The following is a 14,425-nucleotide window of genomic DNA, read 5'->3' as shown; positions in this document are numbered from 1 at the left end:
ATCTCGTGGCACGGCGCAGTCAAAAAAAGCGCCGAAGCCGGAAACCTTACTTCGGACGCTTCGCACCGTATTTCGAACGGCGCTGCTTGCGGTTCTTCACACCCTGCGTGTCGAGCACGCCGCGGATGATGTGATAGCGAACGCCCGGCAGATCCTTGACGCGGCCGCCACGGATCATCACCACCGAGTGCTCCTGAAGGTTATGGCCTTCGCCCGGGATGTAGCCGATCACTTCGAAACCATTGGTCAGGCGGATCTTGGCCACCTTGCGCAGCGCCGAGTTCGGCTTCTTCGGCGTCGTGGTGTAGACGCGCGTGCAGACGCCCCGCTTCTGCGGGTTCTGCTGCATGGCCGGGACCTTGTTGCGCTTCACCGGCGCCAGGCGCGGCTTGCGGATCAGCTGGTTGACGGTAGGCATTAAACCCTCTTGTCTCTCAATTCCGTGTCTGCCCTGTCAGGGCCGCTCAAAGCGTGCTCTCCAAACGCAAATTCGGGCAAAACACCGCGTTTCGCGGTCCTGCCCGAACAAATTGCAGAGGAAGCGGAAACCGCTTCATGCGCGCCGGAAATGTCTTTTCGCTCGTAAAACGAACCCTGTTTGAGGCGTACTCCAAAGCGCGTCGCCTCGGAAAGGCAAGCCTCACATCGGTTCTGACGGGGCGGCTTCTACTCGCAAGGCTGCTKTCCGTCAACCCCGGAACGGCAAATATTGCGCCCGATCCGAAGCTTGGCAGCCATGCGGAAAGCGCATGTAATTTTCTTGCGCCTTTTTTCAAGCGCGAGGAAGAAAGTGACCGGCTGGCGGCTGTCTTCTGAGCCGGCTTCGTGCGAAAAGGGCGGCATGAATGGCAAAAGCCCCCTCTTCCAGAGGAATCAGCCCGTGWACGACAATGAAGAGCGCCCGGTCACCATCATCACCGGCCGGGTTTGGCGGCGGAAAGGCGGCAAGCCGGAAGGCGTGCATGTGATGCTGGTTGCGCCCGACGATGATTCTGCCGTGCGCCGCGCTCTCGAATCGCTCGCGGCCGAAGGATTCGCCGAAGCCGAGCTGGACCAGATCGGCGACATGGACGGCGTGCCCGACGAGGAGCCGCATCTGTCGGCCTATCAGGGCGCGCTGGAAGGCGAGGTCTCGATCGTCACCTTCGACGCGCCAAGCTGACCCTGGAAGGCAATTGCGAAGTCGCAATATCGTCCTGGCTTGCCGGGCACCTTTGTCCTGCCTAAAGCGGATCGCGCTCTTTCAGATTCGCGGCGCATGTCTTCGAAACCGGTTCCCAATTTCGAGAGACATGCTTTAGAAACATTCACCTCTTCCAAATCCCCGGAGTTTCCATGACCAGCAATCCCACCAGGCTCGGCCCCATCAAACTCGGCATAGTCGGCGTGGGAAAGATCGTCCGCGACCAGCACCTTCCGGCGCTCGCCAAAGACAAGAGCTACCAACTTGTCGCCGCAGCCAGCCGCCACGGCAAGGTCGACGGCATTCCGAACTATCCGACGATCGAAGCGATGCTCGAGGCCGAGCCCGGCCTGGAAGCCGTCTCGCTCTGCATGCCGCCGCAGTTCCGCTACGACGCCGCGCGCGCCGCGCTCGAGGCAAGGAAGCATGTCTTCATGGAGAAGCCGCCGGGCGCCACGGTCAGCGAGGTCGAGGACCTGAAGGCGCTTGCCGCGAGGAACGGCGTCTCGCTGTTCGCCAGCTGGCATTCGCGCTATGCGCCGGCGGTCGAGGCCGCGCGCGCCTTCCTGGCTTCGGCCAGGATCAGCTCGGCCGCCATCAACTGGAAGGAAGACGTGCGCCGCTGGCACCCGAACCAGGAATGGATCTGGGCGCCGGGCGGCTTCGGCGTGTTCGATCCCGGCATCAACGCGCTTTCGATCGCCACCCATATCCTGCCGCCGATGTTCATCACCTCGGCCGTGCTCGACTTCCCCGAAAACCGCGCCTCTCCGGTCGCGGCGCATGTCGCCTTCCGCACCTCGAACGGGCTGCCGGTGACGATGGAACTCGACTGGTTGCAGACCGGCCCGCAGAGCTGGGACATCCTGGCCGAGACCGACAAGGGCAAGATGGTGCTTTCGGGCGGCGGCGCGAAGCTCGCCGTCGACGGCAAGGTCATCCACGACGAGCCGGAAGCCGAATATCCGATGCTCTACAAGCGTTTCGCCGAGATCGTGAGGGCTGGCGTCTGCGACGTCGACCTCGCGCCGCTGCAGCATGTTGCCGACGCTTTCATGCTCGGCAAGCGCAACGTGGTCGAGCCGTTCTTCGATTGAGTTGGCGGGACTGGCGCGGCGCCCGAGTCAGTCCACAATGGCGATCGCGAAGCCGTCATAGCCCTTGGCGCCGACGGTCTGGATGGCTGTGCCGGTCAGCCGCTTCTCGCCGCCGATGAAGGAAAATGCCGCGCGTGCGCCTTCGACATTGGCATCGCTGCCATCCTTGTTGAGCACGGCGCCGTCGCGGATGACGTTGTCGCAGACGATGACCGTTCCCGAGCGCGCAAGCCGCATGACCCAGGTCAGGTAATTCGGGTTGTTCGGCTTGTCGGCGTCGATGAAAACCAGGTCGAAGGGGCCGGCATTTTCGCGCTCCAACTCGGACAGCGACTGAAGCGCCGGACCGAGACGCAGTTCCACCCTGTCGGAAACCCCTGCCCGCTCGAAGTTGGAGAGCGCGACCTTGGCATGGTGCGGGTCGAGCTCCAGCGTCACGACCTTGCCGTCGGCAGGCAGGCCCCTTGCCATCCAGATGGTCGAGTAGCCGCCGAGCGTCCCGATCTCCAGCACCTTCTTCGCACCGCGAATGCGCACCAATAGCGACAGCAATTTGCCTTGCGCGGCCGAGACGTCGATTGCCGGCAGCCCCTGCCCGCGGTTGGCGGCCAGCACCGCGTCAAGCGCGGGATCCGGCTCGAAAAGAGAAGCAACAATGTAGTCGTCGACAGCTGTCCAGGTCTTGCCGCTCATGGTTCGCCCTCATTGGTGGCCAGAATGCAAAAAGGGGCCCGCGCTGGGGCCCCTTTCTTTTCCGTCATTCCAAGCCGCACTTACTGYGCGGCATTGGCCATGTTGGTCAGCATCGGCTCGGCGACCTCGACGCCAGACGCCTTGCGGCGCTCGTCGATGATGAGCTCGTCGCGCGAGGTGGCGATGCGCCGGATCTGGCTCATCGTACCGCCGGTGCCGGCCGGGATCAGGYGGCCGACGATGACGTTCTCCTTCAGACCCTGCAGCATGTCGGTCTTGCCGGCAACCGCAGCTTCGGTCAGCACCCTGGTCGTCTCCTGGAAGGAGGCGGCCGAGATGAAGGACGGCGTCTGCAGCGAGGCCTTGGTGATGCCGAGCAGCACCGGCTGGCCTTCGGCCGGCTTCTTGCCGTCCTCGATCAGGCGCTCGTTGACCTCTTCCAGCTCGATCACGTCGACATGGTCGCCCGGAATGTAGGTCGAGTCGCCCTGAGCGGTGATCTCGACCTTCTGCAGCATCTGGCGAACGATCACCTCGATGTGCTTGTCGTTGATCGACACGCCCTGCAGGCGGTAGACCTCCTGGATCTCGTTGACGAGGTAGGACGCAAGCGCCTCCACGCCCTTGATCGCCAGGATGTCGTGCGGCGCCGGATTGCCGTCGAGGATGTAGTCGCCCTTCTCGATGACGTCACCGTCCTGGAGATGGAACGGCTTGCCCTTCGGGATCAGGTACTCCACCGGCTCGATCGTCGAGTCATGCGGCTCGATGATGATGCGGCGCTTGTTCTTGTAGTCGCGGCCGAAGCGGACCGTGCCATCGATCTCGGCGATGATGGCGTGGTCCTTCGGACGGCGAGCCTCGAACAGTTCGGCCACGCGCGGCAGACCACCGGTGATGTCCTTGGTCTTGGCGCTTTCCATCGGGATACGCGCCAGCACGTCGCCCGGACGGACATGTGCGCCCGGCTCGACCGAGAGGATAGCCTCGACCGATAGCAGGAAGCGTGCATCGCCGCCCTTCGACAGCTTGCCCACCTTGCCCTTGGCGTCGTGAACGACGATCGCCGGCTTCAGGTCGCTGCCGCGCGGCGTCGAACGCCAGTCGATGACCTCACGCTTGGTGATGCCGGTCGACTCGTCGGCCGTTTCCTGAACGGAGATGCCGTCCACCAGATCCTCGAACGCCACCTTGCCCTCGATTTCGGTGAGGATCGGGCGGGTGTAAGGATCCCACTCGGCGATGCGCTGGCCGCGCTTTACCTTGTCGCCRTCGTCCACGAAGATGCGCGAGCCGTAGGCGACGCGGTGCGTGGCGCGTTCCTTGCCGGCCTCGTCGAGGATCAGGACCGCCATGTTGCGGCCCATGACCATCTGCTGGCCTTCGGAGTTGCGCACCACGTTGCGGTTGCGGATCTGCACCTTGCCCTCATAGGAGGCCTCAAGGAACGAAGAGTCCACAACCTGCGCGGTGCCGCCCATGTGGAAGGTGCGCATGGTGAGCTGGGTGCCCGGCTCGCCGATCGACTGCGCCGCGATGACGCCGACGGCTTCGCCCTGGTTGACGGGTGTGCCGCGGGCCAGATCGCGACCGTAGCAGACCGCGCAGACACCGGTCCTGACTTCGCAGGTCAACGCCGAGCGGATGCGCACCGACTGCACGCCGGCCTTCTCGATCTGCTCCACATCGCGCTCGTCCATCAGCTTGCCGGCCTTGACCAGCACTTCGCCGGTAGCCGGGTGGGTGATGTCGTCGAGAGACGTGCGGCCCAGCACACGCTGACCGACCGAGGCGACGACTTGGCCGGCATCGACGATCGGCTGCATGGTGAGGCCCTTGTCGGTGCCGCAATCCAGCGAATTGACGATGCAGTCCTGCGCCACGTCGACCAGACGGCGGGTGAGGTAACCCGAGTTCGCCGTCTTGAGCGCGGTGTCGGCCAGACCCTTGCGGGCGCCGTGGGTCGAGTTGAAGTACTCGAGCACGGTCAGGCCTTCCTTGAAGTTCGAGATGATCGGCGTCTCGATGATCTCGCCCGAAGGCTTGGCCATCAGGCCGCGCATGCCGGCGAGCTGGCGCATCTGGGTGGGCGAACCGCGCGCACCCGAATGYGACATCATGTAGATCGAGTTCATCGGCTTCTGACGACCGTTTTCCTCGAACTCGACCGCCTTGATGCGGGCCATCATCTCGTCGGCGACCTTTTCCGAGCACTTGGCCCAGGCGTCGACCACCTTGTTGTACTTCTCGCCCTGCGTGATCAGGCCGTCATTGTACTGCTGCTCGTACTCCTTGGCCAAAGCCTCGGTGTCGGACACCAGCTTCAGCTTGGTGTCCGGGATCACCATGTCGTCCTTGCCGAACGAAATGCCGGCGCGGCAGGCGTGCGCGAAGCCGAGAGCCATGATGCGGTCGCAGAAGATGACCGTCTCCTTCTGGCCGCAGTGGCGGTAGACGGTGTCGATCATCTTGGAGATGTTCTTCTTGGTCATCTCCTGGTTGGCGATGTCGTACGGCACATTGGCGTTCTTCGGCAGAAGCTCGCCGATGATCATGCGGCCAGGCGTGGTGTCGTAGATCTTCGACACCGTCTTGCCTTCGGCATCGACGGTGCGGAAGCGGCCCTTGATCTTGGCGTGCAGCGTCACGGCCTTGGTCTCCAGCGCATGCTGGAGCTCGCCCATATCGGCGAACACCATGCCTTCGCCCGGCTCGTTCTGGTTGACGATCGACAGATAGTAGAGACCGAGAACCATGTCCTGCGACGGCACGATGATCGGCGCGCCGGAGGCCGGGTGCAGGATGTTGTTGGTCGACATCATCAGCACGCGGGCTTCGAGCTGCGCCTCCAGCGACAGCGGCACGTGGACCGCCATCTGGTCGCCGTCGAAGTCGGCGTTGAAGGCCGTGCAGACCAGCGGATGCAGCTGGATCGCCTTGCCTTCGATGAGGATCGGCTCGAACGCCTGGATGCCGAGGCGGTGCAGCGTCGGCGCGCGGTTCAACAGCACCGGATGCTCGSGGATCACCTCGTCGAGGATGTCCCACACCTCCGGACGCTCCTTCTCGACCAGCTTCTTCGCCTRCTTGACGGTCGAGGAGAAGCCCTTGGCGTCGAGGCGGGCGTAGATGAAGGGCTTGAACAGCTCCAGCGCCATCTTCTTCGGCAGGCCGCACTGGTGCAGCTTGAGCTCCGGACCGGTCACGATGACCGAGCGGCCGGAATAGTCGACGCGCTTGCCGAGCAGGTTCTGGCGGAACCGGCCCTGCTTACCCTTCAGCATGTCGGACAGYGACTTCAGCGGACGCTTGTTGGCGCCGGTGATGACGCGGCCGCGGCGGCCGTTGTCGAAGAGCGCATCGACGGCTTCCTGCAGCATGCGCTTTTCGTTGCGCACGATGATGCCCGGCGCGCGCAGCTCGATCAGCCGCTTCAGGCGGTTGTTGCGGTTGATGACGCGACGATAGAGGTCGTTGAGGTCGGACGTCGCGAAGCGGCCGCCGTCCAGCGGGACGAGCGGGCGCAGATCCGGCGGGATCACCGGGATCACCTTCATGATCATCCATTCCGGACGGTTGCCGGATTCCATGAAGTTCTCGACGACCTTGAGCCGCTTCAAGAGCTTCTTCTGCTTGAGCTCGGACGAGGTCGAAGCCAGCTCCGAGCGCAGGTCGCCAGCGATCTTCTCCAGATCCATGCCGGCGAGCAGGTCATGAATGGCCTCGGCGCCGATCATGGCGGTGAAGGAATCCTCGCCATACTCGTCGACGGCCATCATGTACTCTTCCTCGCTGAGCAGCTGGTGCTCCTTCAGCGCGGTGAGGCCGGGCTCGGTGACGATGTAGTTTTCGAAGTAGAGGACGCGCTCGATATCCTTCAGCGTCATGTCGAGCAGCGTGCCGATGCGCGAAGGCAGCGACTTCAAGAACCAGATGTGGGCGACGGGCGCGGCGAGCTCGATATGGCCCATGCGCTCGCGGCGGACGCGCGACAGCGTGACTTCGACGCCGCACTTCTCGCAGATGACGCCCTTGTACTTCATGCGCTTGTACTTGCCGCACAGGCACTCGTAGTCCTTGATCGGGCCGAAAATGCGCGCGCAGAACAGACCGTCACGCTCCGGCTTGAAGGTGCGGTAGTTGATGGTCTCCGGCTTTTTGATCTCGCCGAACGACCAGGACAGAATCTTCTCAGGGCTGGCAAGCGAGATCCGGATGGAATCGAACACCTGCGCTGGCGCCTGGGGGTTGAAGAGATTCATGACCTCTTGGTTCATGCCGTTCTCCTTTTCGGGGTCCTCGAAAACCCTTGCATCGAGCGCGGGCCAAATGCCCGCAAACTGGCCGGCCTAGCCGGCCGAAGAATTTGAGAGGCGCGCCGCGTCTTTGGCAGCGGCGCGCCATTGCCTTACTCGGGCCGCGCCTATTCGGCTGCGTCCGGCAGCCGAACAGGTCCCTCGTCGAACTTGGTGTTCTCCAGCTCGACATTGAGGCCGAGGGACCGCATTTCCTTGACGAGAACATTGAAGCTCTCGGGGATGCCGGCCTCGAACGTGTCGTCGCCGCGCACGATCGCCTCGTAGACCTTGGTGCGGCCGGCGACGTCGTCCGACTTCACCGTCAGCATTTCCTGTAGCGTGTAGGCGGCGCCATAGGCCTCGAGTGCCCAGACCTCCATTTCGCCGAAGCGCTGGCCGCCGAACTGCGCCTTGCCGCCCAGCGGCTGCTGGGTGACGAGCGAGTACGGACCGATCGAGCGCGCGTGGATCTTGTCGTCCACCAGGTGATGCAGCTTCAGCATGTAGATGTAGCCCATCGTCACCTTGCGATCGAACGGCTCGCCGGTGCGGCCGTCATAGAGCTGCGACTGACCGCTGGTGTGCAGGCCAGCCTGCTCCAGCATGGTGTTGATGTCAGCCTCGTGCGCGCCGTCGAACACCGGGGTCGCGATGGAGACGCCGCGGCGCATCTGCTCGCCAAGGCGAATGATGCTTTCGTCGTCATAGTCGCGGATCGGCTCGTTGCGGTCGTTGGAAGGCATGAAGCTTTCCAGCGTCTTGCGCAGCGGCTTGATGTCGCCGCCGGCCTTATACGCATCGATCAGTTCGCCGATCTTCCTGCCCATGCCGGCGCAGGCCCAGCCCAGATGCGTTTCCAGGATCTGGCCGACATTCATGCGGCTCGGCACACCCAGCGGGTTGAGCACGATGTCGGCATGCGTGCCGTCCTCGAGGAAAGGCATGTCCTCGACCGGAACGATGCGCGACACGACGCCCTTGTTGCCGTGACGGCCGGCCATCTTGTCGCCCGGCTRCATCTTGCGCTTCACCGCCACGAAGACCTTGACCATCTTCATGACGCCCGGAGGCATCTCGTCGCCGCGCTGCACCTTCTCGACCTTGTCCATGAAGCGCTGTTCGAGCGCCTTCTTGGAGTCGTCATACTGGCCGCGCAGCGCTTCCAGCTCGCTCTGGAGCTTTTCGTTCTCCACCGCGAACTGCCACCACTGCGAGCGCGGATACTCGTCAAGCGTGTCCTTCGTCAGCTTCGAGCCCTTCTTGAAGCCCTTCGGTCCGGCGATCGCATCCTTGCYGACAAGCACGTCGGAAAGGCGCGAATAGACGTTGCGATCAAGGATCGCCTGCTCGTCATCGCGGTCCTTGGCCAGGCGCTCGATCTCCTCGCGCTCGATCGCCATGGCGCGCTCGTCCTTCTCCACGCCGTGGCGGTTGAAGACGCGCACCTCGACGACCGTGCCGAAGGTGCCCGGAGGCATGCGCATCGAGGTGTCGCGAACGTCCGAGGCCTTCTCGCCGAAGATGGCGCGCAGCAGCTTTTCTTCCGGCGTCATCGGGCTTTCGCCCTTCGGCGTGATCTTGCCAACCAGGATGTCGCCCGGCTGCACTTCCGCGCCGATATAGACGATACCGGCCTCGTCGAGGTTCTTCAGCGCTTCTTCCGAGACGTTCGGAATGTCGCGCGTGATTTCCTCCGGTCCGAGCTTGGTGTCGCGGGCCATGACCTCGAACTCCTCGATATGGATCGAGGTGAAGACGTCGTCGGCCACGATGCGCTCGGAGAGCAGGATCGAGTCCTCGTAGTTGTAGCCGTTCCACGGCATGAACGCGACCAGCACGTTGCGGCCGAGCGCCAGATCGCCGAGCTCGGTCGAGGGACCGTCGGCAATGATGTCGCCCTTGTTCACCCGGTCGCCCACACGCACCAGCGGACGCTGGTTGATGCAGGTGTTCTGGTTCGAACGCTGGAACTTCATCAGCCGGTAGATGTCGACGCCGGACTTGGCCGGATCGAGCTCTTCCGTGGCGCGGATGACGATACGGGTGGCGTCCACCTGGTCGACCACGCCGCCGCGGCGGGCGCCGATGGCGGCGCCGGAGTCACGGGCGACGATCGGCTCCATGCCGGTRCCGACGAACGGCGCCTCGGCGCGCACCAGCGGCACGGCCTGACGCTGCATGTTCGAGCCCATCAGCGCGCGGTTGGCGTCGTCGTTCTCGAGGAACGGGATGAGCGCCGCCGCCACCGAAACCATCTGCTTCGGCGACACGTCCATCAGGTCGACATTCTCCCGCGGCGCCATCATCACCTCGCCGGCGTTGCGGCAGATGACGAACTCGTCGACGAAGCTTCCGTTCTTGTCGAGCTCGGCGTTGGCCTGCGCGACGTGGTGCTTGGCCTCTTCCATCGCCGACAGATAGACGACCTCATTGGTCAGCTTGCCGTTGACAATCTTGCGGTACGGGCTCTCGATGAAGCCGTACTTGTTGACCCGCGCGAAGGTGGCGAGCGAGTTGATCAGGCCGATATTCGGGCCTTCCGGCGTCTCGATCGGGCAGATGCGGCCGTAATGCGTCGGGTGCACGTCGCGCACCTCGAAGCCGGCGCGCTCGCGGGTCAGACCGCCCGGTCCGAGCGCCGACAGGCGGCGCTTGTGGGTGATCTCCGACAGCGGGTTGGTCTGGTCCATGAACTGCGACAGCTGCGAAGACCCGAAGAACTCGCGCACGGCGGCGGCCGCCGGCTTGGCGTTGATCAGGTCCTGCGGCATGACCGTGTCGATCTCGATCGAGGACATGCGCTCCTTGATCGCGCGCTCCATGCGCAGCAGGCCGACGCGATACTGGTTCTCCATGAGCTCGCCGACCGAGCGCACGCGGCGGTTGCCGAGATTGTCGATGTCGTCGATCTCGCCCTTGCCGTCACGCAGCTCCACCAGCGTCTTGACCACGGCCAGGATGTCTTCCTTGCGCAGCACGCGTACCGTGTCCTCGGCCTTGAGCTCGAGGCGCATGTTCATCTTGACGCGGCCGACGGCCGACAGGTCGTAGCGCTCGCTGTCGAAGAACAGCGAGTTGAACATGGCTTCGGCGGTCTCGAGCGTCGGCGGCTCGCCCGGACGCATGACGCGGTAGATGTCGAACAGCGCGTCCTGGCGGCTCTCGTTCTTGTCGACGGCGAGCGTATTGCGGATGTAGGCGCCGACATTGACATGATCGATGTCGAGGATCTGGATTTCCTCCTCGCCGGTACCGAGCAGCACTTTCAGTGTCTTGTCGTCGATCTCGTCGCCGGCCTCGAGGAAGATCTCGCCGGTGGCGTAGTTGACAATGTCCTCGGCCAGATAGTTGCCGAGCAGCTCCTCATCGGTCGCCTTGATGGCCTTGAGGCCCTTTTCGGCAAGCTGACGGGCCTGGCGGGCGGTGATCTTCTTGCCGGCCTCGACGACGATCTCGCCGGTGTCAGCATCGACCAGATCGCTGACGGCCTTGAGGCCGCGGAAACGCTCGACGTTGAACGGGATGCGCCAGTGGTCGCCGGCGCGCTTGTAGGCGATCTTGTTGTAGAAGGTCGACAGGATCTCCTCGCCATCCATGCCGAGCGCCATCAGCAGCGACGTCACCGGAATCTTGCGGCGGCGGTCGATGCGGGCGTGCACGATGTCCTTGGAGTCGAACTCGATGTCGAGCCACGAGCCGCGATAGGGGATGACGCGCGCGGCGAACAGAAGCTTGCCCGACRAGTGCGACTTGCCCTTGTCGTGGTCGAAGAAGACGCCCGGCGACCGGTGCATCTGCGAAACGATGACGCGCTCGGTGCCGTTGACGATGAAGGTGCCGTTCGACGTCATGAGCGGCATGTCGCCCATGTAGACGTCCTGCTCCTTGATGTCCTTGATCGACTTCGCGCCGGTATCCTCGTCGATATCGAACACGATGAGGCGCAGCGTCACCTTCAGCGGCGCAGCATAGGTCAGGTCGCGCTGACGGCATTCGTCAACGTCGAATTTCGGTCCTTCGAACTCATACTTCACGAATTCCAGCATCGAGGAGCCGGAAAAATCGGAGATCGGGAAGACCGACTTGAAAACGGCCTGCAGTCCTTCATCCGGACGGCCGCCCTTGGGCTCGTCCACCATCAGGAACTGGTCATAGGATGCCTTCTGAACCTCGATCAGGTTCGGCATCTCCGCAACTTCCGGGATCTTTCCGAAGAACTTGCGTACGCGTCTGYGGCCATTGAAAGTCTGGGTCTGGGCCATCGTCGCTCCTTAGCTCTAAACTCGGGGCGAACCTCGCCGCGGCTCGCCTTGCACCTACGGGCCGCCTTGGCGGGCTGCCCCAATCTGTTCTCCGGCCGCCTCCAATTGCTTGGCGGTACCCGGCTAAAACGGGAGAAAACCCGTTTCCTGAAGGCCGCTTCCGGCCCTCAGGAAAGAGGTTTTCAAACGTCTCGCGTTCACGAAGCCTCCCTCAGTCCAAGGGAGGGGGCGGACGGCGCGAGGCCGCCCGCCCTCAGCCATAAGGCTTACTTCAGGTCGACCTTGGCGCCAGCTGCTTCCAGCTGAGCCTTGAACTTGTCGGCGTCGGCCTTGGAAACGCCTTCCTTGACGGTCTTCGGAGCCGCCTCGACCAGGTCCTTGGCTTCCTTGAGGCCAAGGCCGGTGATGGCGCGGACTTCCTTGATGACGTTGATCTTCTGGGCGCCGGCATCGGCGAGAACGACGTCGAATTCCGTCTTCTCTTCAGCCGGAGCGGCAGCGCCGCCAGCAGCGCCGCCAGCGGCAGCGGCAACCGCCACCGGAGCAGCGGCCGAAACGCCCCACTTCTCTTCCAGGAGCTTCGAGAGCTCAGCCGCCTCGAGGACGGTCAGCTTCGAAAGGTCGTCTACGATCTTCGCGAGATCAGCCATTTGTGTATTCCTTCACTAGGTTCGAACGTGTGTTGTTGACAGCGAGGAACGGCCTCATGCCGCCTCGTCCTTCCGGGCGTAAGCGCCGATGACGCGCGCAACCGAAGCCGCGGGCGCATTGACGATCTGGGCGATCCGGGTTGCCGGCGTGGCGATCATGCCAACCAGCTTGGCGCGCAGCTCGTCGAGCGACGGCAGTGTGGCGAGTGCCTTCACACCGTCGGCGTTGAGCGAGGTCGAGCCCATGGCGCCGCCGAGAATGATCAACTTGTCATTCCCCTTGGCGAATTCGGACGCGACCTTCGGCGCCGCAACCGGATCCTCCGAATAAGCGATCAGCGTCTGTCCCTTGAACAGATCGACGATCGCAGCGGAGTCCGTGCCCTGAAGAGCGATCTTGGCGAGACGGTTCTTCGCGACTTTGACGGTGCCACCGGCGGCGCGCATCTTCGACCGGAGGTCGTTCATTTGCGCGACGGTGATACCGGCGTAGTGGGCCACGACGACTGAACCCGCGTTCGTGAACGCTTCGTTCAGGCCCGTGACGAGTTCGCGTTTTTCCGCTCTGTCCACTGCCTATCTCCAGTTGACCCCTGCCCCATTCACGAGGTCAGAAGTCGGGTTGCCTTTTGCCGGCCGGGACATCCAATTTTGGATCTCCCGAACGGCGCTCGAGGATCCTGCCCCCTTTCGCCACACCTGCCGGCAAGCCGGGTGATGTGCTGACAAAAGGCAAACACGGTTCGAACCTTTCATTGGAGCTTGCGCTCCTTTGTCGGGTCTTCACCCGTCTCATGCAGGCCCATGCGAATTAAGGCTTTTGGGCCGCCTGCAATCTCGGACAGGATATCCGGAAGCCTTTCGGCCTCCGGGTTACCGGGCCGCCGACGGGTCGGCGGTCCGGAATTCTTCTTGACGACCGGCGCAAGCCGGTCAGACGACACTTACGACGCGGCGAGCGTCGCGATGTCGAGCTTGAGGCCAGGGCCCATCGTCGAGGTGACCGACACCTTCTTGACGTAGTTGCCCTTGGCGCCGGCAGGCTTGGCCTTGTTCACCGCATCGGCGAAGGCCCGCACATTCTCTTCCAGCGCCTTTACGTCGAAAGACACCTTGCCGACGCCGGCCTGGACGATGCCGGCCTTCTCGACGCGGAACTCGACGGCGCCGCCCTTCGAAGCCTTGACGGCGGCGGCGACATCGGCGGTCACGGTGCCGACCTTCGGGTTCGGCATCATGCCGCGCGGGCCGAGCACCTTACCCAGACGGCCGACCAGCGGCATCATGTCCGGGGTGGCGATGCAACGATCGAAATCGATCGTGCCCTTCTGGACGATGTCGACCAGGTCCTCGGCGCCAACGACATCGGCGCCGGCGGCCTTGGCCTCCTCGGCCTTGTCGCCGCGCGCGAACACGGCCACACGCACCGAGCGGCCGGTGCCGTTCGGCAGATTGACCACGCCGCGGACCATCTGGTCGGCATGGCGCGGATCGACGCCAAGGTTCATCGCGATCTCGACGGTCTCGTCGAACTTCACCGAAGACCGGTCCTTGAGCAGCTGCAGCGCCTCAGCGAGCGCATAGACCTTGTTCGGATCGATGCCTTCACGGCTCTTGGCAACACGCTTTGCAATCTTTGCCATGATCTTAGCCCACCACTTCCAGGCCCATCGAGCGGGCGGAACCCTCGACCATGCGCATGGCCGCCTCGACGTCGTTTGCGTTCAGGTCCTTCATCTTCTGCTCGGCGATCTGGCGCACCTTGTCGCGAGAGATCGTGCCGACCTTGGACTTGYCCGGCTCCTTCGAGCCAGACTTCAGGTTGGCCGCCTTCTTCAGGAAGTAGCTCACCGGCGGCGTCTTCATGACGAAGGTGAACGACTTGTCCTGGTAGTAGGTGATGACGACCGGGATCGGCGAACCCTTCTCCAGCTCCTGGGTCTGCGCGTTGAAGGCCTTGCAGAACTCCATGATGTTGATGCCGCGCTGACCAAGCGCCGGGCCGATCGGGGGCGACGGCGTGGCCGAGCCCGCGGCAACCTGGAGCTTGAGCTGGCCTGCAACTTTCTTAGCCATCTCTATTCCTGCCTTTTCTCATGCCGGCCCCATTATTGGGCAACACCGGCGGTTGCAGTCTGGTGGTGCGGTTCCAGCGGCCGGCTAAACCGCTTTCGCCTCCCACCCGTTCATGGCAGCGCAGCCATTCGCGCCGCCGACCCCCTCACGCCTGTCGGCTGGGGGA

General features: G+C 63.5%; 11 protein-coding genes. 3 read left to right on the top strand and 8 right to left on the bottom strand.

Going from position 1 to position 14,425, the window contains the following annotated elements:
- Positions 1-46 precede the first annotated feature (46 nt).
- Positions 47-418, bottom strand: coding sequence for a 30S ribosomal protein S12 (rpsL, locus tag ORS3428_RS14615; RefSeq protein ID WP_006202128.1), 372 nt, complete (start codon positions 416-418; stop codon positions 47-49).
- A gap of 137 nt (positions 419-555) precedes the next feature.
- Here rpsL and ORS3428_RS33050 point away from each other — a divergent pair, with 137 nt between their 5' ends.
- The 3 genes from ORS3428_RS33050 to ORS3428_RS14605 all read left to right on the top strand — a co-directional run bounded on the left by ORS3428_RS33050 (position 556) and on the right by ORS3428_RS14605 (position 2,280).
- Entirely contained in the window at positions 556-816 is a 261-nt protein-coding gene (locus ORS3428_RS33050; RefSeq protein WP_131802901.1) for a hypothetical protein, read from the top strand.
- Positions 817-880: 64 nt separating this feature from the next.
- Positions 881-1,162, top strand: coding sequence for a transcriptional regulator (locus tag ORS3428_RS14610; RefSeq protein ID WP_071099272.1), 282 nt, complete (start codon positions 881-883; stop codon positions 1,160-1,162).
- 173 nt (positions 1,163-1,335) lie between these two features.
- A complete protein-coding gene (locus ORS3428_RS14605) occupies positions 1,336-2,280 on the top strand; it encodes a Gfo/Idh/MocA family protein (protein WP_071098853.1) in 945 nt (314 codons plus the stop codon).
- A 27-nt stretch (positions 2,281-2,307) separates the two neighbouring features.
- Here the strand turns inward: ORS3428_RS14605 and ORS3428_RS14600 are convergent, their stop codons facing one another.
- From ORS3428_RS14600 to rplK, 7 genes are all read right to left on the bottom strand, one after another.
- Positions 2,308-2,973 (bottom strand): O-methyltransferase, encoded by a 666-nt coding sequence (locus tag ORS3428_RS14600; protein ID WP_071098851.1) that lies wholly within the window; start codon positions 2,971-2,973, stop codon positions 2,308-2,310.
- An 80-nt stretch (positions 2,974-3,053) separates the two neighbouring features.
- Positions 3,054-7,250, bottom strand: coding sequence for a DNA-directed RNA polymerase subunit beta' (gene rpoC, locus ORS3428_RS14595; protein WP_071098848.1), 4,197 nt, complete (start codon positions 7,248-7,250; stop codon positions 3,054-3,056).
- 146 nt (positions 7,251-7,396) lie between these two features.
- Positions 7,397-11,533 carry a DNA-directed RNA polymerase subunit beta gene (gene rpoB / locus ORS3428_RS14590; RefSeq protein WP_071098846.1) on the bottom strand — a complete coding sequence of 1,379 codons (4,137 nt, stop codon included), beginning with the start codon at positions 11,531-11,533 and terminating at the stop codon, positions 7,397-7,399.
- Between the two features lie 266 nt (positions 11,534-11,799).
- The gene (rplL, locus tag ORS3428_RS14585; protein ID WP_071098844.1) at positions 11,800-12,183 is read right to left on the bottom strand and encodes a 50S ribosomal protein L7/L12; all 384 of its coding nucleotides are present in this window, start codon (positions 12,181-12,183) and stop codon (positions 11,800-11,802) included.
- A gap of 54 nt (positions 12,184-12,237) precedes the next feature.
- Complete coding sequence (gene rplJ, locus ORS3428_RS14580) at positions 12,238-12,756, bottom strand: 50S ribosomal protein L10 (RefSeq protein ID WP_071098842.1); 519 nt, start codon at positions 12,754-12,756, stop codon at positions 12,238-12,240.
- A gap of 371 nt (positions 12,757-13,127) precedes the next feature.
- A complete protein-coding gene (gene rplA, locus ORS3428_RS14575) occupies positions 13,128-13,826 on the bottom strand; it encodes a 50S ribosomal protein L1 (protein WP_071098839.1) in 699 nt (232 codons plus the stop codon).
- A 4-nt stretch (positions 13,827-13,830) separates the two neighbouring features.
- On the bottom strand, positions 13,831-14,259 hold the full coding sequence (gene rplK / locus ORS3428_RS14570; protein ID WP_071098837.1) for a 50S ribosomal protein L11: 429 nt from the start codon (positions 14,257-14,259) through the stop codon (positions 13,831-13,833).
- Positions 14,260-14,425: the final 166 nt, after the last annotated feature.

Source organism: Mesorhizobium sp. ORS 3428, assembly GCF_001854785.1.
GTDB lineage: Bacteria > Pseudomonadota > Alphaproteobacteria > Rhizobiales > Rhizobiaceae > Mesorhizobium.
Note: the sequence above shows the minus strand (reverse complement) of the source record. Positions and strands in the feature narration are given on the sequence as shown.

What these genes read in the sequence shown, in the direction of transcription:
- ORS3428_RS14605 (WP_071098853.1), top strand. Translation starts at nt 1,336, where the DNA reads ATGACCAGCAATCCCACCAGGCTCGGCCCCATCAAACTCGGCATAGTC.
- ORS3428_RS14600 (WP_071098851.1), bottom strand. Translation starts at nt 2,973, where the DNA reads ATGAGCGGCAAGACCTGGACAGCTGTCGACGACTACATTGTTGCTTCT.
- rpsL (WP_006202128.1), bottom strand. Translation starts at nt 418, where the DNA reads ATGCCTACCGTCAACCAGCTGATCCGCAAGCCGCGCCTGGCGCCGGTG.
- rplL (WP_071098844.1), bottom strand. Translation starts at nt 12,183, where the DNA reads ATGGCTGATCTCGCGAAGATCGTAGACGACCTTTCGAAGCTGACCGTC.
- rplA (WP_071098839.1), bottom strand. Translation starts at nt 13,826, where the DNA reads ATGGCAAAGATTGCAAAGCGTGTTGCCAAGAGCCGTGAAGGCATCGAT.